This window comes from Pseudomonas sp. GW821-FHT09H03 (assembly GCF_059415945.1).
In genome coordinates this window covers 1-20,954 of the sequence record NZ_JBWKOF010000013.1, presented here as the reverse complement: position 1 = coordinate 20,954, position 20,954 = coordinate 1, and the positions used below count along the sequence as shown (strand labels likewise).

Below are 20,954 nucleotides of genomic sequence, written 5' to 3'. Positions count from 1 at the left end.
ACAGGGCCATATGCACGATTAACGCAGGAACTGGCGCAGCCTGCGATCTTTTTACAGCTCACACCCATCAAACCCGACACTGACATTGCCCGGCAATTCATCGCGATGCTCAATCAACCACGCATCCAACGTATGCCCGACATGGGTCAACACCGCTGACGTTGGCTGCAGTTCGTCAATGCACTGCAAGGCCAGGTTAAGGTCGTTGTGATTGCGCGGCGCCTGAGGTTGCGGTGGTATGGAGCAGTCCAGCACCAGCACATCCAGCGGTTCACGCAGCAGCCAGTTCAAGGTGTCCGGTGGCAGGCCCACGGTGTCAGTCAAATAGGCGATCCGTCGCCCCTCGCCCTCCAACAAGTACCCCAGGGTCGGTTTGGAATGCAGCAACGGCAACGCTGTAACACCCAACGTGCCGAAAACACGTGTTTCAAAGGCCTCGAACGGCTGACTGAAATCGAGAATGCCGGGGTGTTTGTAGAGGTCGGCCAGGCCTTCCGGGTCCACCGGGCCGTGGACCGGGATCACCAGGCCCTGACCCCAGCGCAGATGCAACAAGCCCTGTGCGTGATCGGCGTGGTAGTGGGTCTGCAATATGCCGTTGAAGCTGCGCGGCGCAAAACGCTCGCACAGGTCTGGCAGGCCGCTGTCGATCAACCAGCGCTGATCGCCACACTCGATCAGCGCACAGCAGGGTCGACGTTGCTGACGCGGATCCTTACGCGCCCGGTCGCAAGCCACGCACTCGCAGCCGTAGACCGGAACTTGCCGGGCATCACCAGTACCGAGCAACGTCAAGCGCATATGGAGGGTTCGTCGATGCAGCCGAGCAAGCGTTCCACCGTATTTTCCAGTGCCCCGGAGTTATCGAGGACATGCACCATCGGGTCGTCGTCGGCCAGTACGCTTTGGTTGAATCGGGTGTTGCGCGCCAACCGTGCGTCTATTTCCACCACGGACTCCCGTCCTCGTGCCAGCAAGCGCTCGCGCAACACCGCTTGATCCACGGTCAGCAGCACCACAAGCATGTGCGGGTAGCGCTCACGGGCATTGTGCAAATGCCCGCGCGAGCCATTGACCAGCACATCTTGTCCGGCCTTCAGCCAATCGTCGATTTCCCGCGGGATGCCGTAGGACAGACCGTTGGCGTGCCAGCTCAGGGCAAACGCGCCCTGAGCCTCCATCTCGGCGAACTGCTGCGGGCTGACACCCAAGGCCGCCTCGCCCACCGCCTCCGCAGAACGGGTGATGACCCGCCGCACGATGCGGCAGCCTCTTTCGGCCAACCGGCCGCGCGCCGCGTCCAACAGGCTGTCCTTGCCCGACCCGGAAGGTCCGATGAGATAGATCAACCTGCCCGACATCAGTACACCCTCTTCGCTTGCCGCCATACTTGTTGAACCGCCGTCAGACCGTCGTGACTGCGTGCTTGCACCAGATCGGCCCGCAGGCCCGCTGCAATTTCGCCACGATCATGCAAACCCGCAGCGCGGGCCGGGTTCAGGCTGACCATGCGCACTGCTTCGGCCAGGCCGATGCGATTGTTCTGCGCTGCCAGCGCGAACGTCGATTGCAACAGGCTCGCCGGGTAGTAATCGCTGGACAGGATATCCAGCAAGCCTTCGGCCGCCAGTTCCGCGGCGGCCACGTTACCCGAGTGCGATCCGCCGCGCACGATGTTCGGTGCGCCCATCAACACTTTCATGTCCCGTTCCCGGCATCCGCGCGCCGCCTCGACCGTGGTCGGGAACTCGGCGATGGTCATGCCGTAGCGCGCCGACTCCTCGACGTGGGCCAGGGTCGCGTCATCATGACTGGCCACCGACAGGCCAAGGGCCAGACAGTGCTCGACAATTGCCGCACGATACCTGTCGCTGTACTGCCGCGAGTTGGCCATTTGCAGGGTGATGAAGTCATCCATCTGCGTCGTGGTCAGGTGGTACTTGCCCATGTAGTACTCACGGTACTTGGATTGCAGCACAAACTGGCGCTGGCCCGGCGAGTGGTCCATCACTGACACCAGTTGCACCAGCGGGTTTTCCACAAGATCGCGGAACACACTCAAGGTGTCCGGGTGGCACAGCTCGCAGCGCAAGTGCAAACGGTGTTCGGCGCGGGTAAGGCCGGCATCGGACGCTTTGGTGATTGCCTCCAGCATCGCCGGCAATTTCTGCATGCGATTGCCCTTCGGGTTTACGTCGCCGATGGACACCGCATCGAACACCGTGGTGATGCCCGCCGCGATGATCTGTGCATCGTGGCTGAGCACCGCCGGTACCGACGGCCAGTCCACACCGGGGCGCGGGGTCATGTGACGCTCCAGGTTGTCGGTGTGCAACTCCACCAGACCCGGCAGCAGGTAATCACCATGCAGATTTTGCGCCTGAGGCAAGCGGCTCGGACCTTCGCAGACTTCAGCGATCAAGCCGTCGCGCAGCACCACGGTGCCGTAGAACACACGGTCAGCGGTGACCAGTTGGGCATTGCTGAGGATCTGTTCAACGGGCATCGGCGTATTCCTCTTGGCTGACTGCGGCTGGGGTCATGTCGAGATGGCGGTCGGCAACCGCTTCACGGGCGATGCGGTCGTGGAAGATGCCGATCAGTGCAGCCCCTGCCGCTTTTGCTTCATTCATCAGTTCCAGCACCACCTGGCGATTGTTGTCGTCGAGAGATGCTGTCGGCTCGTCGAGCAACATCACCGGCCACGCCACCATGAAACCCCGGGCAATGTTGACCCGTTGCTGCTCGCCCCCGGAGAACGTGCCGGGCGCCAGTTGCCAAAGACGTTGCGGAATGTTCAGACGGCTGAGTAGCGATTCGGCACGCGCTTGCGCCTGCTCTTTCGCCCAGCCCCGGGCCAGCGCTGGTTCCATGACCACATCCAGGCAGGCCACGCGGGGGATCACCCGCAGGAACTGGCTGACATAACCCAACGTGCGCTGACGCACTTGCAGGATGTCCCGGGGTTCGGCGCCCACCAGCTCCAGCCATTGGCCATCGTGCTGCACGCGAATGCTGCCGCCTGCGGGCAGATAGTTGCCGTACAAGGTGCGCAGCAAGGTGCTTTTACCGGCACCGGACTGACCGTGCAGCACCAGGCATTCACCGGCCGCCACACTGAAATCGATCCCGCGCAACACATTGAGGACCACGCCGTGCTGCTGATGCAGGGTGAAAGTTTTCGAGAGGTCACGGACCTCGATCAAGGTATTCATCGCTCGGTTTCCACTATTGAACGGGGCTTCAGGGCTGCAACACCGACGACACCAGCAGTTGCGAATAAGGGTGCTGCGGATCGTCGAGGATCTGATCGGTCAGTCCGGTTTCCACCACCCGCGAGCGGCGCATCACCATCAAACGGTCAGCCAGCAGACGCGCAACAGCGAGATCGTGGGTGACAATCACCACCGCCAGATCCAGTTCACGCACCAGTCCGCGCAACAAATCGAGCAAGCGCGCCTGCACCGAGACATCGAGGCCACCGGTTGGCTCGTCCATGAACACCAACCGTGGACTCGACACCAGATTGCGGGCGATTTGCAGGCGCTGCTGCATGCCGCCGGAGAAGGTCCGGGGCAGGTCATCAATGCGCTGCGGATCGATTTCCACCTGACTCAACCAGTCGAGACCGGCCCCGCGCAGCTGCTGATAATTGCGCACACCCTGGGCCATCAGGCGCTCACCGATGTTGGCGCCAGCGGACACGCCCATGCGCAAACCATCACGCGGGCTCTGCTCGACGAACCCCCATTCGGTGCGCAGCAAGGTGCGACGTTCGGCTTCGCTGGCGCTGTACAGGTCCAGCCATTGGTCCTGTTTGTCGCGGTAACCGATACTGCCGCGCTGCGGCGGCAGGCGGCCGCTGAGCAGCGAGAGCAAGGTGGATTTGCCCGAGCCGGATTCGCCGACAATTCCCAATACTTCACCGGGGTACAGGTCGAAACTGACGTCCTGACAGCCCTTTTCCGGCCCGTACAACAGCGACAGATCACGCACTCGCAGCAGCGGTTCAGTGGACACGGACAGATCGTTTTTCAGCGCCTGGTTCATTGGCCCTGCTCCTGCTGGCTGACGCGCTGGGCGCAGTAATAAGTGTCGGAACAGACGAAGCTCTGGGTGCCGGCGTCGTCGAGAATCAGCTCGTCGAGGAACGATTCACGGCTGCCACAAATCGCGCAGCACGCTTGCCACTTCTGCGCTTCGAAGGGATGATCCTCGAAGTCGAGGCTGGTGACCTTGGTGTAAGGCGGCACCGCGTACAGACGCTTCTCGCGGCCAGCGCCGAACAACATCAGCGCCGGGCTCATGTCGAGCTTCGGGTTGTCGAATTTGGGGATCGGCGACGGGTCCATCACGTAGCGCTCGTCGACCATCACCGGGTAGGCGTACGCCGTGGCGATATGGCCGAAGGTCGCGATGTCTTCGTAAAGCTTGACGTGCATGACCCCGTAATCGTTGAGGGCGTGCATGGTCCGGGTCTCGGTTTCCGACGGTTCGATGAAGCGCAGCGGCTCGGGAATCGGCACTTGATAGACCATGATCTGATCGGCGTGCAGCGGGGTTTCCGGGATGCGGTGACGGGTCTGGATCACCGTCGCGTCAGGCGTGCTTTCGGTGGTTTCGACGCCTGCGGTGCGGGCGAAGAAGCGGCGGATCGACACGGCGTTGGTGGTGTCGTCGGCGCCCTGATCGATGACCTTGAGCACGTCTTCGTCACCTAGAATCGCGGCGGTCAACTGCATGCCACCGGTGCCCCAACCGTAAGGCAGCGGCATCTCGCGACCACCGAACGGCACCTGATAACCGGGGATCGCCACGGCCTTGAGCAAGGCGCGGCGGATCATGCGTTTGGTCTGTTCATCGAGGTAGGCGAAGTTGTACGCCGCATCGCGCACGGGTGCCTGGCTCACGTCATTCATGGTTTTGGCCCTCGGCAGGCTTGCGCAGTTTGCGGATCAGTTCCAGTTCGGCCTGGAAGTCGACGTAGTGAGGCAGCTTGAGGTGCGAGACAAAACCGGCGGCCTCGACGTTGTCGCAGTGCATCAGCACGAATTCTTCCTGCTGCGCCGGGGAAACAACTTCTTCGTTGTATTCGTCGGCGCGCAACGCACGGTCCACCAGCGCCATGCCCATGGCCTTGCGCTCCGCGTGTCCGAAGGCCAGGCCGTAGCCGCGAGTGAACTGCGCCAGCTCCGTGGCCGAGCCGACGAACTGGGTGACCATCTCGCACTCGGTGACTTCGATGCTGCCCAGGTTGATCGCAAAACCCAGCTCTTCAGGGTCGATCCAGACCTCGACTTCACCGATGCGAATCTCTCCAGCGAAGGGGTGGTTTCGGCCATAACCGCGTTGGGTCGAATAGCCCAGCGCCAACAGGAAACCTTCGTCGCCACGGGCCAGGGCTTGCAGGCGTTGAGCGCGACTGGCGGGCAACTCCAGCGGGTCGCGGGTGATGTCGGCCACGCTTTCGCCGCTGTCGGATTCGGTCTTGATCAGGCCTTCCTGCGCCAGCAAACCGAGGACTCGCGGGCACGCTTCGAGGCTGGCATTCGGCGTGGTTTGCGGCCCCGGATATTCGCCTTCGGCCAGCAAGGCAAAGTCCAGCAGACGGTGGGTGTAATCGAAGGTCGGCCCCAGCAGTTGCCCGCCCGGCACGTCCTTGAAGGTCGCGGACAAGCGTCGGCTGAGCTGCATGTTCTGGGTATCGATCGGCAGGCTCGGGTTGAAGCGCGGCAACGTGGTGCGGTAGGCGCGCAGCAGGAAGATTGCTTCCACCAGATCCCCCGCCGCTTGCTTGATCGCCAGCGCGGCGAGTTCTTCGTCGTACAGCGAGCCTTCGCTCATCACCCGCGCCACTGCCAGCGGCAGTTGCTGACGGATCTGCTCGACACTCAACTCAGTGACTGCGGTATCGCCCCGACGTTTTTTTGCCAGCAGGCGGTGGGCATTGTCGATGGCCTGTTCGCCACCCTTGACGGCTACGTACATCAGGCACGCTCCTCTGCGATGCGGGTACTGCGCGGCAAACCGATCAGGTCGTGGCCGGCAGTGAAAAACAGGTCGAGGCCACGGGGGAATTCGTTGCGACGTTCACGTTCGCGCCACAAGCCATCGGCTACCGGCAGCGCCACGTCGTGTTCGCTTTCAATCCCCGGTCCACGCCACTTCAGCCCTGCCCCGCCATCGAGACTGGGAAGCTGAATGAACAAAGTGCAGGACTGGTCGGGATAACGATCATTGCCGGTGTCGAAACCGCTCAGGTCGAGCAGATCCTCGGTGGCAAGCAAGGCGAATCGCGCGTCTTCACGCTGGGTCGTCAGCGGGCAACCACAGTGGAACGCCAGGTTGGCGCGGATCAGCGGTGTGTCGAAGGACGGCGCCAGCCACAGCGGTGTGTCGACATCGAACATTGCCAGGCACAGTGCATATGTCGCGGGTGCCAGGCCTTCAAGGGTCGGCGTGGGGTGCAACGTCTGGATCAGACCGGGACCGGCCAAGGCCTTGAGTGCAGCGCGAAATCCGCGCTGGGCATCCAGCACCGGGTCGCTGAAGGCCGGTTGCAACAGCTGTGCGCTCATCAGTTTTCTCCTCGCACGAGGGTGAAGAATTCGACTTTGGTGGCGGCGGTTTCCGCCTCTTTTTGTGCCCGGCGCTCAGCTTGAGCGCCAGCCAGAGGCGTGATCATGTCCGCCAGCCAATGGCGCTGTTGCACGCCCTGCAAATGCGCGTCGGCCAGGGCGGCCAGTTCGGCGTGAACCTTGTCGCGCCCCGCCAGATAGCTGTAGCCGGTGCGGCCATCGGCCAGGCGCACCACGCAGCGGGTCACGCTCATTTCGCCGACGTTGAACGGCGCGCCATTGCCACCCATGCGGCCACGGACCAGGGTCATGCCGATTTCCGGGGCGCGGATCAGTTGGTATTCAATGTCGCGCAGCGCATCCTCAAAGGGCTGCAATTCACTGCGACGGGCGCGGGCCAGTACGCCGATCCAGTGCTGCCGTTCGGCGTGAGGAACAGGGTTTTGCATGGCATTCTCCATCAGGTGACGACCTGGTACTGGAAGCGATCCGAACGGCTGGTGGACTGGGCCAGCTCCACCGCACGGCCGTCGCGGTCGCGGGAAAGGGTGAAGACACTCAGCGCCGGCAGATGCCGGGGCATCAGCAGCAGCGCGGCTTCTTCGCGGTTGGGCAATCGGGCGCCGATCAGGCTCTGGGTACGGGTCAGCGGCAGGTCCCGTTCGCTCAGGTATTTGCGCAAAGAGCCACCGACGTAGTCGGCCAGCAGCGGCGCGTGAGTGGCGCAGTAGCGATGGCGGATCAGGCTGACTGGTTGATTGTCGAGCTTGCGCAAGGTCTGCAATTCGATCATCGGCGCCATCTCGGCGATGCCCAGATATTGGGCTTCTTCGCGGCTGGCAAAGCAGTAACGGCGCTTGAGCAACAATGCTTCGACGCCATGCCCCTGGGCCGACAGCGACTGGCTGTAGGCACTGTCGGCGGTCATCGAATAAATCAGCGGCCGCTCCAGCACTTGGGTACCTTTGCCCTGGCGGCGCAACAGGCTGCCTTCGAACACCAGTTCATCGATGGCACGGCGCAAGGTGTGGCGATTGACGCCGAAGCGCTCGGCCAGCATCACCTCGCCCGGCAGGAAATCCCCGGCGCGGTACTCCGCCAGCTCCCGCCGCAGGATGTCGGCCAATTCGCGGTACACCGGCTCATCTTGTCTAGACAACTGCATGCTTTAAAAAAAGCGCCCGGGGGCACCCCTCCGAAAAAGTCAGATGAACTGCTTGCGCAGGCGTTGCGACAGGATGTCGATCAGGCTGACGATAACGATGATCACCAGCAGCACGGCGCAGGTCTGCGTGAACTGGAAGGCGCGGATGTTCTCCCACAGAATCACCCCGATCCCGCCTGCGCCGACCATTCCCACCACCGTCGCCGAACGCACGTTGGCCTCGAAGCGGTACAACGCGTAGGACACCCACAGCGGCATCACTTGCGGAATCACGCCGTAGATCACCTCTTGCAAGGCACTGGCACCAGTGGCGCGAACACCTTCGACCGGGCCCGGATCAATCGCTTCGACGGCTTCGGCGAACAGCTTGGCGAGTACGCCGGTGGTGCTGATCCACAGCGCCAATACCCCGGCAAACGGCCCCAGCCCGACGGCCACCACGAACAACATGGCGAAGACCATTTCGTTGATCGAGCGGAACGCATCCATCACCCGGCGCAGCGGTTGGTGGATCCACCACGGTGTGATGTTTTCCGAGCAGAGAATGCCCAGCGGCACCGAGCAGACAATCGCCAGCACCGTGCCCCACAGGGCGATTTGTACGGTGACGAGCATTTCCTTGAGGTACATGCGCCATTCATGGAAATCCGGCGGGAAGAAGTCCCCGGCGAACGTCGCCATGTTTCCCGAGTCGCGGTACAGCGCCATCGGATTCATTTCAGCGCCGTGCCAGGCCCAGGCCAGCAGGACCAGAAACAGGCCCCAAGCGGCGTATTGCGGCCAGGTACGCTTGCCAACAGCTTCAGCGTGCAGAGTGGTCATGAGGGTTCTCTAGATTGCGTAATGCAGAACCTGCAGGAGCGAGCCTGCTCGCGATGGTCGTCAACGATGACGCGGGAAACCGGGAGAAACGCGGTGTCCATACGTTCATCGACGGAACGCCGCCCGGAGCAGGCTCGCTCCTACCGGGGTTAGCCGTTGGCTGCGGATTTTTTGTCGGCGGTTTTGTCGAGCAAAGTGATGCGCTCTTGCAACTTCGCCAGCTCGGCATCGATCTCGGCCAGTTTCTTGGCTTTATCCGCCGCCTCAAGCTTGGTGTCCGCACTGATCGTGGTGCGTTGCTTGAACAACTCGAGCTGACGAATCGGCAGCAACTGGTCGTCGCTGGACTTCAGGAACTTGCCCAGTTGCATGCCCTTGAGCACCGCTTTCTCTTCGTCGGTGTCGCCGTAGCTGAAGATGAAATCGCGGATCTTGCTCTTCTCGCTGTCACTCAGCGCTTTGCTCCATACCAACGGGTCGGCAGGGATCAGCGGCGACTTCCAGATCACTTTCAGCAGCGCAGCTTTGTCGGGCTGGGTGACTTCCAGGCGATCCCAGCTTTCGGTGTTGAACGTCGCCACATCCAGTTGCCCCTTGGCCACGCTCAAGGCGTTGACCTCATGGCTGGAATTGAGCGTGCGCTTGAACGCGGTGGCGGCATCGACGTTGTTCTTGGCGAACACGTAGTAGCCCGGCACCAGATAGCCCGAGGTGGAGTTCGGATCACCGTTGCCGAAGGTCAGGTTCTTGGCGTCTTTGAGCATGTCGTCGACCGAGTTGATCGGGCTGTCTTTGCGCGCGATCAACACGCTCCAGTAACCGGCAGCGCCACTGGCTGCAGCGGTCTGGGCGAAGATCTCGCCGTTGGAACGGTCCACGGCTTCGATGGCGGCCTTATTGCCCAGCCACGCCACATCGACCTTGTTGAAACGCATGCCCTGGATCAGGCCGGCATAGTCGGAAGCGAATGTGGCGTTGATCTTCAAGCCAGTTTGCTTCTGCATGTCATCGAGGAATGGCTGCCAGACGCTCTTGAGGTTTTGCGAAGACTCGGTGGACATGATGCCGAAGTTGATGGCTTTTTCTTCAGCCTGGGCGGTGCCCATCAAACAACCGGTGAGCAGTGCTGCACCAGCAAAAACGCGACCGATACGGTTCAACATGGAAAAGTTTCCTAAGGGTGAACGGTTGGGGAATCCGGAGTGATCAAACACGCGCCAGCACCAGCCGGGGTGCAGCTTCGTTGTGACGGGAAGGCTCGGAGCACATGAGGCTGGTGTCGATGTCGGCACCGTACAGATCGTTGAGGAACGCGCCACTGAGCTCAGTACCCGGGCCATCGAAATGAATCCGACCGGCCTTCAGCGCCACGGCGCGCGGGCAATAGCGGGTGGCGTAGTCGACCTGATGCAGGGTCACCACCACGGTCTTGCCGTCGCGGCGATTGATGTCGGCGAGGATTTCCATGACCTTGCGCGCCGATTCCGGATCCAGGGAGGCGATCGGCTCGTCCGCAAGGATGACTTCGGCACGCTGGGTCAGCGCACGGGCAATCGCCACGCGTTGCTGCTGCCCACCTGACAGGGTCGAGGCGCGCTGTGCGGCGAGGTCAGCCAGGCCGACGCGGGCCAGGGACTCCATGGCGAACTGTTTTTCCTCGGCATTGAACAGGCCCAGGTTGCCACGCCAGCGCGGCATGCGGCCCAGGCAACCGAGCAGCACGTTGTCGAGCACGCTCAGGCGATTGACCAGGTTGAACTGCTGAAAGATGTAGCCGATGTCGGCGCGCAAGCGGCGCACCTTGCCATTGAGCCGTCCGCTCGCCTGTACTTCCCGCCCCAGCACTTTGACGCTGCCACCGTTGTTTTTATCGCAACAGGCCAGGCCCGCGAGATGGCGCAACAAGGTGGATTTGCCGGAGCCGGACGCGCCGATCAGCGCGACCATCTCACCGGCCGCGATGGTCAGTTCGAGGTCGACCAGTGCGGTCTTACGCGCAAAGGTCTTGTTCAGATGATCGACATGGATAGCTGCGTTCATGGGCTTCTCTGTCTGGTTGAACAGCCATCCGTGGCCGTATTTGAGTTCAACAGACTTTAGGCACGTCGCATGTCAGCCCTATGACTTGCACATGTCACTGGGTGAATCATTTGATGAAGGTTTTGTGAAAGGTTGAGCTGGAGGGCTGCCGCGTTTGGTCTTGATTCACCCGCCCCCTCGGGAGGCTGAGTGGAGGTGTTTATCCGGGGATTGGCGCGCAGCGCCGTTCGACGCAGTCGAACTCATTGCATGTAGGTCGAAGCGAAGCCGACCGGAGGGCAATGCCCCCGGATGAATACCGGAGCGAAGGAACGCCGAGCCTCAGCGAGGGGCCGTACGTAAGGGGCGAGACCTTTTGGTTCCTTTTGGCTGGGCCGGCACTCCGGGCGTTTGCCAAAAGTGACCCGCTGTAAGAGCGGAACCATAAGTCGCCATTACCGCAGAAACGGATATGTATCCGGTCAACAAAAGACAGGCCGGCTATCAGGCCGCCTTCGCGAACAAACTCATTCCCAAAGAGTTCACACGCCGCCCGAAAAACAATCAACGCCCACAAAAAAGGCGACCCGAAGATCGCCTCTCTGCGTTACTGCTCGAACTGCCGTCCCAACCCGCCCGGCACCCCGTGGATATCCGTTTCCTCCCAAGGCCCTTTCGGGCTGATCGAACGGCTCCAGCCATTATCCCAACGGTAGTAAGTCCGCTGGCGATAGAAGGTATTGGGTTGGTCATCAAGCACATAAACCCCCAGCTTCTGATCCCAATGACTGTTCCCGCCCGGCGGCGGCGCGAAGCTGGCCGAGGTACGCGGCATCGGCTTGGCCGGTTTGGCCGGGACGCTCGGTTTGCTCGGGGTGGGCGACGTCGATGGCGTAGGTTTGGGCTGCGACGGCGGCATCGGTGTCGGGGTCGGCTGTTCCGGTGGACGCTGGACCGCACAAGCGCTTAACCCCAAAACAGCGCTGAGCAGGGCAATACGAGCAATGGCGGTCATGGTGGCGTTTCCTGTTATTTATCCGGGCTGTCGATGGTCAATTGTTGTAGCGCGGTGGTGCTGCTGGCCAGGGGCTGGCTGCGACCGATCCACTCGCCTGCCGTTGGTTTGCCGGCACGGGAAATGCGCGCAACCAGTTGGACTTCAGGAAAGTTCGACAGTTTCAATTGCGGCATCATTGCATCGGCATCGCCCAGTTCGACGGTGACCGGCAGGTCTGCCACGGTCAGGCGCTTGACCGCCAGCGGAGCCGGTGGACCGGATACCGCACGGGCGAAAATGAACACGCTGTCGCCGGGCTGGACCTTGGTTTTGAGCTCCGCTGCCAGATCGACGCTGACCTTGAGCAGTGCCGCAGCCTTCGCCACAGGTGCTGTTGCAACCTTGCCGCCACTGGCCACCAGTTTCTCCGTGGCCCGGGTAATGCCGCCTTGCAAGGCTTCGCGGGACTTGTCCTCAGGTGCCAGTTGCGCCAGCAGCCGGTTCCAGTAGTCGATGGCGTCCTGATAACGCTCGCTTTCAAACGCGGCGATACCGAGCAGGCCGAGACTGGTGACTTCTTTCGGATCGGCCTTGAGCGCTTCATCCGTCAGGGCCTGGACTTTGTCCGACCACTTCTTGCCATCGGCGAAATACTGCGCCTGGGCCCACTGGCCGAGCAGTTCCGGCTCGCGACCGGCGAGGCTCACCGTGCGCTCGAACATCTTCGCCGCATCCGCTGGACGATCCTGCGCCATGTAGGTACGAGCGAGGAAATACACGCCTTCTGCGGAATCCGGTTGAGCGGCGACGGTGCGCTCCAGGCGACGGGTCATTTCTTCCATCGTTTGCGGTGCATGGGCGAATTCGCGGGTCAGTTCGACCTTGTCGCTGGCACCGTAATGCAAGTACAAGCCCAGACCGAGAACCGGCACCAGAACTGCCGCCAGCAATGGCAAGGGCTTGCCCAAACGAGACACCCGCGGCGCTTCGACCCCCTCGGTGTCCGCCAGCAACTCCCGGGCTGCCTCGGCGCGCCCGGTATCCATCTGCGCCGCATCAAGCACGCCCTCTTCCTGCTGAGTCTGCAACTCAGCCACGCGCTCCTGATACAAGGCGACGTTCAGGGCGGTACGATCCTCTTCGAGTTGTGCACGACGACTGCGCAGGATCGGGATCAACAGAAAACTCAGGGCAACCAGTAGCAGCAGACCTGCAGCAAGCCAGAAATCAATCATTCTTGGTTTTTATCCAACAGGTGGTCGAGGCGCGAGCGCTCCTCGGCGGAAAGCTCATCCTTGGTATCAGAGCGTTGCACACGACGGCGGCGCACGATCACCGCGATGATCACCACACCGCCGAGCAGCAGGCCGGCCGGGCCGAACCAGAGCAGCGCGGTCTTGGCGTTCAGGGCTGGTTTGTAGCGCACGAAGTCACCGTAGCGATCGACCATGAAGTCGATGATCTGCTGGTTGTCCTTGCCCTCGCCGAGCATGCGGAAAATTTCCTTGCGCAGGTCGGCGGCGATCGGTGCGTTGGAGTCGGCAATATCCTGGTTCTGACACTTGGGGCAACGCAGCTCCTTGGTCAGCTCGCGAAAGCGCTCGCGATCGCCTTCCCTGGCGAACTCGTAGGTGTCGATGGCTGCATGTGCGACGCCGGCCATGCTCAAGCCCAGAACAGCGGCGGCAATCCAGCGCTTCATGGCTTGGCCTCGTCGACCAGCGCCTGATATTTGGCCGCCAGTTTTTCGCGCCAGACCTGCTCGTCGATCACGCCGACAAACTTGTCACGGATGATGCCCTTGGCGTCGATGAAGAAGGTTTCCGGCGCGCCATACACGCCGAGGTTCAGGCCCAGCGAGCCTTCATCGTCACGAATGTCCAGCACATAGGGGTTGTGGAATTCGCTCAGCCACTTCAAGGCATCGGCATTGACGTCCTTGTAGTTGATGCCGTAGATCACCACGCCCTGCCCGGCCAGCTTGTTCAGCACCGGGTGCTCGACCCGGCAGGAAATGCACCAGGTACCCCAGACATTGACCAACGCCGGTTTGCCGAGGATGTCGGCACGGGTCAGGGTCTTGTCGCCCTGCACCGCCGGCAGGGAAAATTCCGGGAACGGCTTGCCGATCATCGCCGAAGGTAACTCGGCCGGGTTCAGGTAAAGCCCACGGTACAGAAATACGGCGACCACCAGAAAAATCGCCAGTGGCAACAACATCAACCAACGTCTCATGCAGTGGCTCCCGACATGCCCAGTGCTTCACGCACACGGCTTTTCACCTTGACCCGATAACGCCGATCCAGCGCCGCCAGCAATCCGCCCAAACCGGTCAGCAGACCGCCGAACCAGATCCAGCGCACGAACGGTTTGACGTGAACGCGCACGGCCCAGGCGCCATCGCCCAGGGGTTCGCCGAGGGCAACGTAGATGTCACGGGTAAAACCGGCGTCGATCCCGGCTTCGGTCATCACCGAGTTCTGCACGGTGTAGAGACGCTTCTCCGGGTGCAGCACGCTGACTTCCTTGCCGTTGCGGATGACGCGAACAGTGCCCTTGTCGGAGGTGAAGTTGGGGCCTTCGTAGTGCTTGGCCCCTTCGAACACGAAGTGATAACCGGCCAGGTCCATGGACTCGCCCGGTTCCAGGCGCAGGTCACGCTCGGCGCTGTTCTGGCTCGACAACACGACACCCAGGGCGCATACGGCGATGCCCAGGTGCGCAACCTGCATGCCCCAGTAGCTGCGGGTCAGGGTCGGCAAGCCCTTGATCAGGCCTTTGTGCCGGGTCTTGTCGAAGATGTCACGCACGCCGGCCAGCAACACCCAGGCCGCGAGCATGAAGGTCGCCAGGACCGCCCAGTTGAAATCGCCATACGCAATACCGGCCACAACGGCCAGGGCGGCGCTGCCGAGCAGTACCGGCGTGAGCATGCTCAACAGCCATTTCACCGGCGTGTCTTTCCAGCGCACGATCATACCGACTGCCATCACCACCATCAGCAACGCCATCAACGGAATGAACAGCGCGTTGAAGTACGGCGGGCCGACCGACAGTTTGGCGCCCGTCATGGCATCGAGAATCAGCGGATACAAAGTGCCCAGCAGGATCATCGAAGCCGCTACCACCAGCACCAGGTTATTGCCCAGCAACAGCGTTTCCCGCGACCACAGGTTGAAGCCGACCTGGCTCTTGACCACCGGCGCGCGCAGGGCGAACAGGGTCAACGAACCACCGACCACAAACAGCAGGAAAATCAGGATGAACACGCCACGCTCCGGGTCGGAGGCAAAGGCGTGCACCGAAGTCAGTACGCCGGAACGCACGAGAAAGGTGCCCAGCAGGCTCAAGGAGAACGCGGCGATGGCCAGCAGCACCGTCCAGCTCTTGAACACGCCACGTTTCTCCGTGACCGCCAGGGAGTGAATCAGCGCGGTGCCAACCAGCCATGGCATGAACGAGGCGTTTTCCACCGGGTCCCAGAACCACCAGCCGCCCCAGCCGAGTTCATAGTAGGCCCACCACGAACCGAGGGTGATGCCGATACCGAGGAAGGCCCAGGCCACGATGGTCCATGGACGCGACCAGCGTGCCCACGCGGCATCCAGGCGTCCGCCCATCAGCGCCGCAATGGCGAAGGCGAAGGCCACGGAAAACCCGACGTAACCCATGTACAGCATCGGCGGGTGAACGATCAGGCCGATGTCCTGCAACAACGGATTAAGGTCGGCGCCATCGGTGGGCACTTGCGGCAGGATGCGCTTGAACGGGTTGGAGGTCATGATCAGGAACAGCAGGAAACCGGTGCTGATCATGCCCATCACCGCCAGCACGCGGGCCAGCATGACTTGCGGCAACTGCCGGGAGAACACCGATACCGCGAAGGTCCAGCCACCCAGAATTAACGCCCACAACAGCAAGGAACCTTCGTGGGCACCCCACACGGCACTGAACTTGTAGTACCAGGGCAAGGCGCTGTTGGAGTTATTGGCCACATAGGCGACGGAAAAATCATCCACCATGAAGGCATAAGTCAGGCAGCCGAAGGCAAACGCCAGAAAGGTGAACTGCCCCCAGGCGGCCGGCTGGGCCAGGCTCATCCACAGGCGGTCACCGCGCCAGGCACCGAGCAACGGCACCACGGCTTGGGCCAGGGCGAAGCACAGGGCCAGGATCATGGCCAGGTGCCCAAGTTCGGGAATAAAGATACCGGACGTCATGGATCAACCCTCCTTCGCGGGCGTTGGAGCTGATTGACCGCTGTCTTTCAAAGCCTTGGTCACTTCCGGCGGCATGTACTTCTCATCGTGCTTGGCCAGCACTTCGTCGGCCACTACCACGCCATCGGCGTTGATCTTGCCCAAGGCGACAATGCCCTGCCCTTCGCGGAACAGGTCCGGCAGGATGCCGCGGTAGGTGATGGTCACGGATTTGTTGAAGTCGGTGACGACAAACTTCACATCCAGGGAATCGCCCGAGCGCTGCAGCGAGCCCGCCTCGACCATGCCGCCGGCACGGATGCGCGTGTCCTGCGGGGCTTCACCGTTGGCGATCTGGGTCGGTGTGTAAAACAGATTGATGTTCTGCTGCAGGGCGCTCAGGGCCAGGCCGACGGCAGCGCCGACCCCGACCAGGATCGCGAGAATGATGATAAGACGCTTTTTGCGCAGCGGATTCACTTGCCGTTCTCCCGGCGCAGACGACGCGCCTCTTGTTGCAGATACCGCTTGCGGGCCAGGATTGGCGCCGCCACGTTGAGGGTCAGCACCACCAGGCAGATGCCATAGGCTGACCAGACATACAGGCCATGATGACCCATGGCGATGAAGTCGCCGAATGAAGCGAAACTCATCGAGCGGCCTCCAGGCTGTTTTCCACTTCGGCTTTGACCCAACTGGCCCGGGCTTCGCGCTTGAGCACTTCAAGGCGCATGCGCAGCAGCAGGACCGCGCCGAAGAAACAGTAGAAACCCAACGCCGTCAGCAGCAATGGCAGCCACATCTCGGCGGGCATCGCCGGTTTTTCCGTGAGGGTGAAGGTCGCGCCCTGGTGCAGGGTGTTCCACCACTCTACCGAGTATTTGATGATCGGGATGTTGATCACACCAACAATCGCCAGCACCGCACAGGCCTTGGCCGCGCTGTCACGATTGCTGATGGCGTTGCCCAGCGCAATGAGACCGAAGTACAGGAACAGCAGGATCAACATGGACGTCAGGCGTGCATCCCAGACCCACCACGAGCCCCAGGTCGGTTTGCCCCAGATCGCCCCGGTGACCAGCGCCACGGCGGTCATCCAGGCACCGATGGGCGCGGCGCATTGCAGGGCGACGTCGGCCAGTTTCATTTTCCAGACCAGGCCGACGATGCCGCACACGGCCAGCATCACGTAGATGGACTGCGCCAGCATGGCAGCCGGGACGTGGATGTAGATGATGCGAAAGCTGTTGCCCTGCTGGTAATCCGGCGGCGCGAAGGCCAGGCCCCAGACCACGCCAATGCCGATCAGCAGCAACGCCGCGACGCTCAGCCAGGGCAGCAGTTTGCCGCTGATGCCGTAAAACCATTTGGGCGAGCCAAGCTTGTGAAACCACGTCCAGTTCATACTCTGTTTCCGTCACGGTTGCTCTTTACTGTGTAGAGCCAGGGCCTGCTTTTTTTCAAAAAGAGTGGTTAATTTTTAACCAGGCCTCATTATTATTCGCCGACGCTGATCTTCAGGCCAGCGGCTATTGCAAAAGGTGTCAGAGTTATCGCCAGGGCGGTCAGGCTGCCAAGCCACAGGAGATAACCGGTCGCCGGCATGCCCTGCAAGGCTGCCTGCAAGGCGCCACTGCCAAGGATCAACACCGGGATGTACAGCGGCAGAATCAGCAGCGCCAGCAACAGTCCGCCGCGCTTCAATCCCACCGTCAATGCCGCGCCCACTGCACCGAGCAGGCTCAGCACCGGTGTACCGAGCAGCAACGAAAGCAGCAACACCGGCAGACAGGCGGCAGGCAAACCGAGCATCAACGCCAGCAAAGGCGCGAGCAACACCAGTGCCAGGCCGGAAAACGCCCAGTGTGCCAGCACCTTGGCCAAAACCAGAAGAGCCAGGGGGTGCGGCGAAAGGACCCACTGTTCGAGCGATCCATCCTCGAAATCACTGCGGAAAAGCCCGTCCAGCGAGAGCAAGACCGATAAAAGTGCCGCCACCCAGACCAGTCCCGGAGACAAGGTTTGCAACAATTGAGACTCGGGTCCGACCGCCAGCGGGAACAGCGCAACCACGATGGCGAAAAATACCAGCGGATTGGCCAGCTCCGCGGGACGACGAAACAGCAGGCGAGCCTCGCGGGCGACCAACAGGCCGAAAACACTCATACGGCCCAGTTCCCCAGATCAATGTTGCGATAACCGGCCGGCATCCGGCTCAGGGTGTGGTGAGTCGTCAACACCACCATGCCGCCACGTTCACAGTGGCCGGCCAAGTGTTCTTCAAGCTGCGCCACGCCTTGTTTATCGAGGGCGGTAAACGGCTCATCGAGGATCCACAACGGCGGACTGTCCAGGTACAAGCGCGCCAGCGCGACGCGACGCTGCTGGCCGGCGGACAGGGTGTGGCACGGAACGTCCTCGAACCCACGCAGCCCGACCGCCGCCAAAGCCCGCCATATCGCCTCATGGTCAGCCGGATGATGCAAGGCACACAGCCAGCTCAGATTCTCCTCCGGCGTCAGCAAATCCTTGATGCCGGCGGCGTGACCGATCCACAGCAGATTGCGCGCCAGCTCGCTGCGTTGCGCGTTCAACGGCTGGCCATTGAGCAGCACCTGGCCCGCGGTCGGCTGCATCAGCCCGCTCAGCAGGCGTAAAAGACTGGTCTTGCCACTGCCGTTGGGGCCGCTGATCTGTACCATTTCGCCACTGGCCAGTCGCAACTCGAGGTTTTCGAAGAGCAGCCGAAGGTCTCGCTCGCAGGCAAGGTCAACGGTTTGCAGGACGGGACTGGTCAAGGGATCACGGGCCTTATACGGTTCAAGTCGGCACTGGCGCGGCCGTTAAAGAGATGCAGCATAAATGCAATGACGGCTTGTTCCAGAGAGCTGCGTCAAATAATTGCAAAGTTTTCGCCATTTTTGGATACAACGGCGCCGCATTATACATGCCATGCCTTACTCTAAAGAGTGCATTTTCCTCAGGTTGTGACCGCGTATGACAGGCGAAATGAACATCCTGCCGCTACCGCAAATCCTCCCGGCGACTTCGCGCCCGCAGGTGCTCAGCGGTGAGTTGCTCAAGTTGCTGACGCCGATGGACGGGTTGATCAGCGTCGGTCAAACCGCCCAGGCCGAAGTGTTGTCGCTCAAGCAGGCGGACCAGACTTTCCAGATGCTGCTCAAGGTCACACTCGACAGCGGCCGCCAGACCACGGTCCAGACTACCGGTAATCAACCGTTGGCCCTGGGCACCACACTGGTCGTCAGCCAACCCTCGGCCGGCAGCCTGGCCGTGACGGTACAACAGGCCATTGCTTCCAGCATCGCCACCCTCACCCGCCTCGACACCGCGCAACTGCCCGTTGGCACCTTGCTGCAGGGTAAAGTGCTGACCTCGCAAGTGCTGCCCCGGTTGCCCGGCCAGCCCCTGGTATTTCATTCGATGGTGAGCCTGCTCAACACCGCACTGAGCGGCAGCACCCTGAGCATAGACAGCCCGCAGCCCTTGCGCATCGGCACCTTGTTGAGCGCGCAGGTGCAGGACGCCCAGACCGTGAAATTCGTGCCTCTGAGCAGTCGACAGGAACAACTGGCGGTGACCCGGCAACTGGTCGACCAGCAAAGTCGCCAGGGATCGCTGGATGGCTTGCTCAAGCTCCTGCAGAGCCTTCCACCCTCGGACCAGACATCCGCTGAGTTGCGCAGCGCCGCTACCCGTTTGCTCGCCGGCCTGCCGGATGTTCAACAGTTGAGTACGGCCAAAGGCCTTGCCCAGGCCCTTGCCGGCAGCGGTGTGTTTCTCGAAAGCAAACTGCTCACCGGGCAAAACCCGACGCTGGCGCCCGACATGAAGGGCGATCTGCTCAAACTGGTGGCGCAATTGAGTCAGGGCCTGCCGGCCAACACCAGCCTCGGCGCAATCGTTGCGGCCAACACCCTGGCCCAGACCATGCCGAGTTTCGTGCGCAACGCCCTGGGCATGCTCGGCCAGGTCAGCGCCAAACCGTCGCCGACCGGCTTTCCGCTTGCCGAGCGCCAACTGCCAGGCGCCGAGGGTGAGGAGGACCTCGAACACCTGCTGCGCCTGGCCGCCGCCGCGGTTTCACGCCTGCAGAGCCACCAGCTGGCAAGCCTGGAACAAACCGGCGTCACCGCCGACGGACGGCTGATGAGCACCTGGCAGCTGGAAATCCCGATGCGCAATCTGCAAGACATCGTGCCCTTGCAGGTCAAGTTCCAGCGTGAAGAAGCCCCTGAGCACGACCACCCCAATGAGCGCCGCGAAGAACGCGAAACGAAACAACAACTATGGCGTGTAGAGCTGGCCTTCGACATGGAAGCCTTGGGCCCCTTGCAGATTCAGGCACAGTTGATCAAAGGCAGCCTGTCCAGTCAGCTGTGGGCCGAACGGCCTTATACCGCCAGCCTGATTGAAAGTAACCTGGCCGCTCTGCGCGAACGCCTGCTGTCCTGCGGCCTGAACGTCGGCGACCTCGACTGTCACCACGGCTCGCCGCCCCAAGGCCCCCAAACCCGCCTCGATCAACGCTGGGTCGACGAAACCGCATGAAAAACCCCAACGCCCCACGCCAGGCCATCGCCCTCAAATACGACGGCAGCCACGCCCCTACCCTCACCGCCAAGGGCGACGAAGAACTGGCCGAAGAAATCTTGCGCATTGCCCGCGACTGCGAAGTGCCAATCTATGAAAACGCCGAGCTGGTGAGAATGCTGGCGCGCATGGAGCTGGGGGACAGTATTCCTGAGGAGCTGTATCGGACGATTGCCGAGATCATTGCGTTTGCCTGGAACTTGAAGGGGAAGTTTCCGGCGGGGCAGGATCCGGATGCGCCGAGGGTGGAGAAGGACATCAGCGAACGCGGGGATGACTATTGAGGTTTAGAGGACGTCTTCGCGGGCAAGCCCGCTCCCACAGCTAATCTGCGGTGAACGCATGTTCTATGCCGGACATAAAACCACTGTAGGAGCGAGCCTGCTCGCGATGGAGGTATGAGCGCCGCGTTTCTCCAGAAGGCCCGCGTCATCGTTAACGTCCATCGCGAGCATGCTCGCTCCTACAGATTTCTATCAGTGTTTGTGCAACTTGCTCATCAACTGCGCCTCCCACAGCTAATCTGCGGTGAACACATGTTCTGTGCCGGACATAGAACC

The 20,954-nt window shown here is 61.7% G+C and carries 25 protein-coding genes; 2 read left to right on the top strand and 23 right to left on the bottom strand.

From position 1 onward, the window contains the following. Positions 1–51 precede the first annotated feature (51 nt). The 23 genes from phnP to ccmA form a co-directional block, all read right to left on the bottom strand. Positions 52–801: a phosphonate metabolism protein PhnP gene (phnP, locus tag AC07OG_RS18765; protein WP_060541457.1), complete on the bottom strand. Its 750-nt coding sequence runs from the start codon at positions 799–801 to the stop codon at positions 52–54. Further along, a complete protein-coding gene (gene phnN / locus AC07OG_RS18760; RefSeq protein WP_060541456.1) occupies positions 792–1,361 on the bottom strand; it encodes a phosphonate metabolism protein/1,5-bisphosphokinase (PRPP-forming) PhnN in 570 nt (189 codons plus the stop codon). The genes phnP and phnN overlap by 10 nt, the downstream gene beginning before the upstream one ends. Continuing rightward, entirely contained in the window at positions 1,361–2,506 is a 1,146-nt protein-coding gene (locus AC07OG_RS18755; RefSeq protein ID WP_060541455.1) for an alpha-D-ribose 1-methylphosphonate 5-triphosphate diphosphatase, read from the bottom strand. Before AC07OG_RS18755 ends, phnN begins: the two co-directional genes overlap by 1 nt. Continuing rightward, on the bottom strand, positions 2,496–3,215 hold the full coding sequence (phnL, locus tag AC07OG_RS18750; protein WP_060541454.1) for a phosphonate C-P lyase system protein PhnL: 720 nt from the start codon (positions 3,213–3,215) through the stop codon (positions 2,496–2,498). The genes AC07OG_RS18755 and phnL overlap by 11 nt, the downstream gene beginning before the upstream one ends. A gap of 28 nt (positions 3,216–3,243) precedes the next feature. Further along, a complete protein-coding gene (gene phnK, locus AC07OG_RS18745) occupies positions 3,244–4,050 on the bottom strand; it encodes a phosphonate C-P lyase system protein PhnK (RefSeq protein WP_060541453.1) in 807 nt (268 codons plus the stop codon). Then, positions 4,047–4,919 carry an alpha-D-ribose 1-methylphosphonate 5-phosphate C-P-lyase PhnJ gene (locus AC07OG_RS18740; protein WP_495067754.1) on the bottom strand — a complete coding sequence of 291 codons (873 nt, stop codon included), beginning with the start codon at positions 4,917–4,919 and terminating at the stop codon, positions 4,047–4,049. Before AC07OG_RS18740 ends, phnK begins: the two co-directional genes overlap by 4 nt. Then, complete coding sequence (locus AC07OG_RS18735) at positions 4,912–5,988, bottom strand: carbon-phosphorus lyase complex subunit (protein ID WP_495067753.1); 1,077 nt, start codon at positions 5,986–5,988, stop codon at positions 4,912–4,914. The genes AC07OG_RS18740 and AC07OG_RS18735 overlap by 8 nt, the downstream gene beginning before the upstream one ends. After that, positions 5,988–6,578, bottom strand: coding sequence for a phosphonate C-P lyase system protein PhnH (gene phnH / locus AC07OG_RS18730; RefSeq protein ID WP_060541450.1), 591 nt, complete (start codon positions 6,576–6,578; stop codon positions 5,988–5,990). Before phnH ends, AC07OG_RS18735 begins: the two co-directional genes overlap by 1 nt. Continuing rightward, positions 6,578–7,027: a phosphonate C-P lyase system protein PhnG gene (gene phnG, locus AC07OG_RS18725; RefSeq protein WP_256352724.1), complete on the bottom strand. Its 450-nt coding sequence runs from the start codon at positions 7,025–7,027 to the stop codon at positions 6,578–6,580. The genes phnH and phnG overlap by 1 nt, the downstream gene beginning before the upstream one ends. Positions 7,028–7,038: 11 nt before the next feature. After that, positions 7,039–7,743 (bottom strand): phosphonate metabolism transcriptional regulator PhnF, encoded by a 705-nt coding sequence (gene phnF / locus AC07OG_RS18720; RefSeq protein ID WP_495067752.1) that lies wholly within the window; start codon positions 7,741–7,743, stop codon positions 7,039–7,041. 39 nt (positions 7,744–7,782) lie between these two features. Then, the gene (phnE, locus tag AC07OG_RS18715; protein ID WP_060541447.1) at positions 7,783–8,565 is read right to left on the bottom strand and encodes a phosphonate ABC transporter, permease protein PhnE; all 783 of its coding nucleotides are present in this window, start codon (positions 8,563–8,565) and stop codon (positions 7,783–7,785) included. Between the two features lie 149 nt (positions 8,566–8,714). Next, entirely contained in the window at positions 8,715–9,728 is a 1,014-nt protein-coding gene (gene phnD / locus AC07OG_RS18710) for a phosphonate ABC transporter substrate-binding protein (protein WP_495067751.1), read from the bottom strand. 43 nt (positions 9,729–9,771) lie between these two features. Next, positions 9,772–10,605, bottom strand: coding sequence for a phosphonate ABC transporter ATP-binding protein (gene phnC, locus AC07OG_RS18705; RefSeq protein WP_095061677.1), 834 nt, complete (start codon positions 10,603–10,605; stop codon positions 9,772–9,774). A 586-nt stretch (positions 10,606–11,191) separates the two neighbouring features. Beyond that, entirely contained in the window at positions 11,192–11,599 is a 408-nt protein-coding gene (locus AC07OG_RS18700) for a hypothetical protein (RefSeq protein ID WP_060541444.1), read from the bottom strand. A gap of 14 nt (positions 11,600–11,613) precedes the next feature. Then, positions 11,614–12,816, bottom strand: a complete 1,203-nt coding sequence (gene ccmI, locus AC07OG_RS18695; RefSeq protein ID WP_218425163.1) for a c-type cytochrome biogenesis protein CcmI — start codon at positions 12,814–12,816, stop codon at positions 11,614–11,616. Beyond that, positions 12,813–13,283: a cytochrome c-type biogenesis protein gene (locus AC07OG_RS18690; RefSeq protein WP_495067750.1), complete on the bottom strand. Its 471-nt coding sequence runs from the start codon at positions 13,281–13,283 to the stop codon at positions 12,813–12,815. Before AC07OG_RS18690 ends, ccmI begins: the two co-directional genes overlap by 4 nt. Then, positions 13,280–13,816 (bottom strand): DsbE family thiol:disulfide interchange protein, encoded by a 537-nt coding sequence (locus AC07OG_RS18685; RefSeq protein WP_060541441.1) that lies wholly within the window; start codon positions 13,814–13,816, stop codon positions 13,280–13,282. Before AC07OG_RS18685 ends, AC07OG_RS18690 begins: the two co-directional genes overlap by 4 nt. Beyond that, positions 13,813–15,801 carry a heme lyase CcmF/NrfE family subunit gene (locus AC07OG_RS18680; RefSeq protein ID WP_060541440.1) on the bottom strand — a complete coding sequence of 663 codons (1,989 nt, stop codon included), beginning with the start codon at positions 15,799–15,801 and terminating at the stop codon, positions 13,813–13,815. The genes AC07OG_RS18685 and AC07OG_RS18680 overlap by 4 nt, the downstream gene beginning before the upstream one ends. Before the next feature lie 3 nt (positions 15,802–15,804). After that, positions 15,805–16,260: a cytochrome c maturation protein CcmE gene (ccmE, locus tag AC07OG_RS18675; protein WP_060541439.1), complete on the bottom strand. Its 456-nt coding sequence runs from the start codon at positions 16,258–16,260 to the stop codon at positions 15,805–15,807. After that, on the bottom strand, positions 16,257–16,433 hold the full coding sequence (gene ccmD / locus AC07OG_RS18670; RefSeq protein ID WP_218425164.1) for a heme exporter protein CcmD: 177 nt from the start codon (positions 16,431–16,433) through the stop codon (positions 16,257–16,259). Before ccmD ends, ccmE begins: the two co-directional genes overlap by 4 nt. Further along, positions 16,430–17,185 carry a heme ABC transporter permease gene (locus AC07OG_RS18665; protein WP_060541437.1) on the bottom strand — a complete coding sequence of 252 codons (756 nt, stop codon included), beginning with the start codon at positions 17,183–17,185 and terminating at the stop codon, positions 16,430–16,432. The genes ccmD and AC07OG_RS18665 overlap by 4 nt, the downstream gene beginning before the upstream one ends. A 92-nt stretch (positions 17,186–17,277) precedes the next feature. Further along, positions 17,278–17,946 carry a heme exporter protein CcmB gene (gene ccmB / locus AC07OG_RS18660; protein ID WP_060541436.1) on the bottom strand — a complete coding sequence of 223 codons (669 nt, stop codon included), beginning with the start codon at positions 17,944–17,946 and terminating at the stop codon, positions 17,278–17,280. Then, on the bottom strand, positions 17,943–18,578 hold the full coding sequence (gene ccmA, locus AC07OG_RS18655) for a cytochrome c biogenesis heme-transporting ATPase CcmA (RefSeq protein ID WP_495067749.1): 636 nt from the start codon (positions 18,576–18,578) through the stop codon (positions 17,943–17,945). Before ccmA ends, ccmB begins: the two co-directional genes overlap by 4 nt. A 199-nt stretch (positions 18,579–18,777) precedes the next feature. Here ccmA and fliK point away from each other — a divergent pair, with 199 nt between their 5' ends. Both fliK and AC07OG_RS18645 read left to right on the top strand, forming a co-directional pair. Next, positions 18,778–20,352, top strand: a complete 1,575-nt coding sequence (fliK, locus tag AC07OG_RS18650) for a flagellar hook-length control protein FliK (protein ID WP_495067748.1) — start codon at positions 18,778–18,780, stop codon at positions 20,350–20,352. Further along, positions 20,349–20,678 (top strand): EscU/YscU/HrcU family type III secretion system export apparatus switch protein, encoded by a 330-nt coding sequence (locus AC07OG_RS18645; RefSeq protein WP_060541433.1) that lies wholly within the window; start codon positions 20,349–20,351, stop codon positions 20,676–20,678. The genes fliK and AC07OG_RS18645 overlap by 4 nt, the downstream gene beginning before the upstream one ends. Positions 20,679–20,954 lie beyond the last annotated feature (276 nt).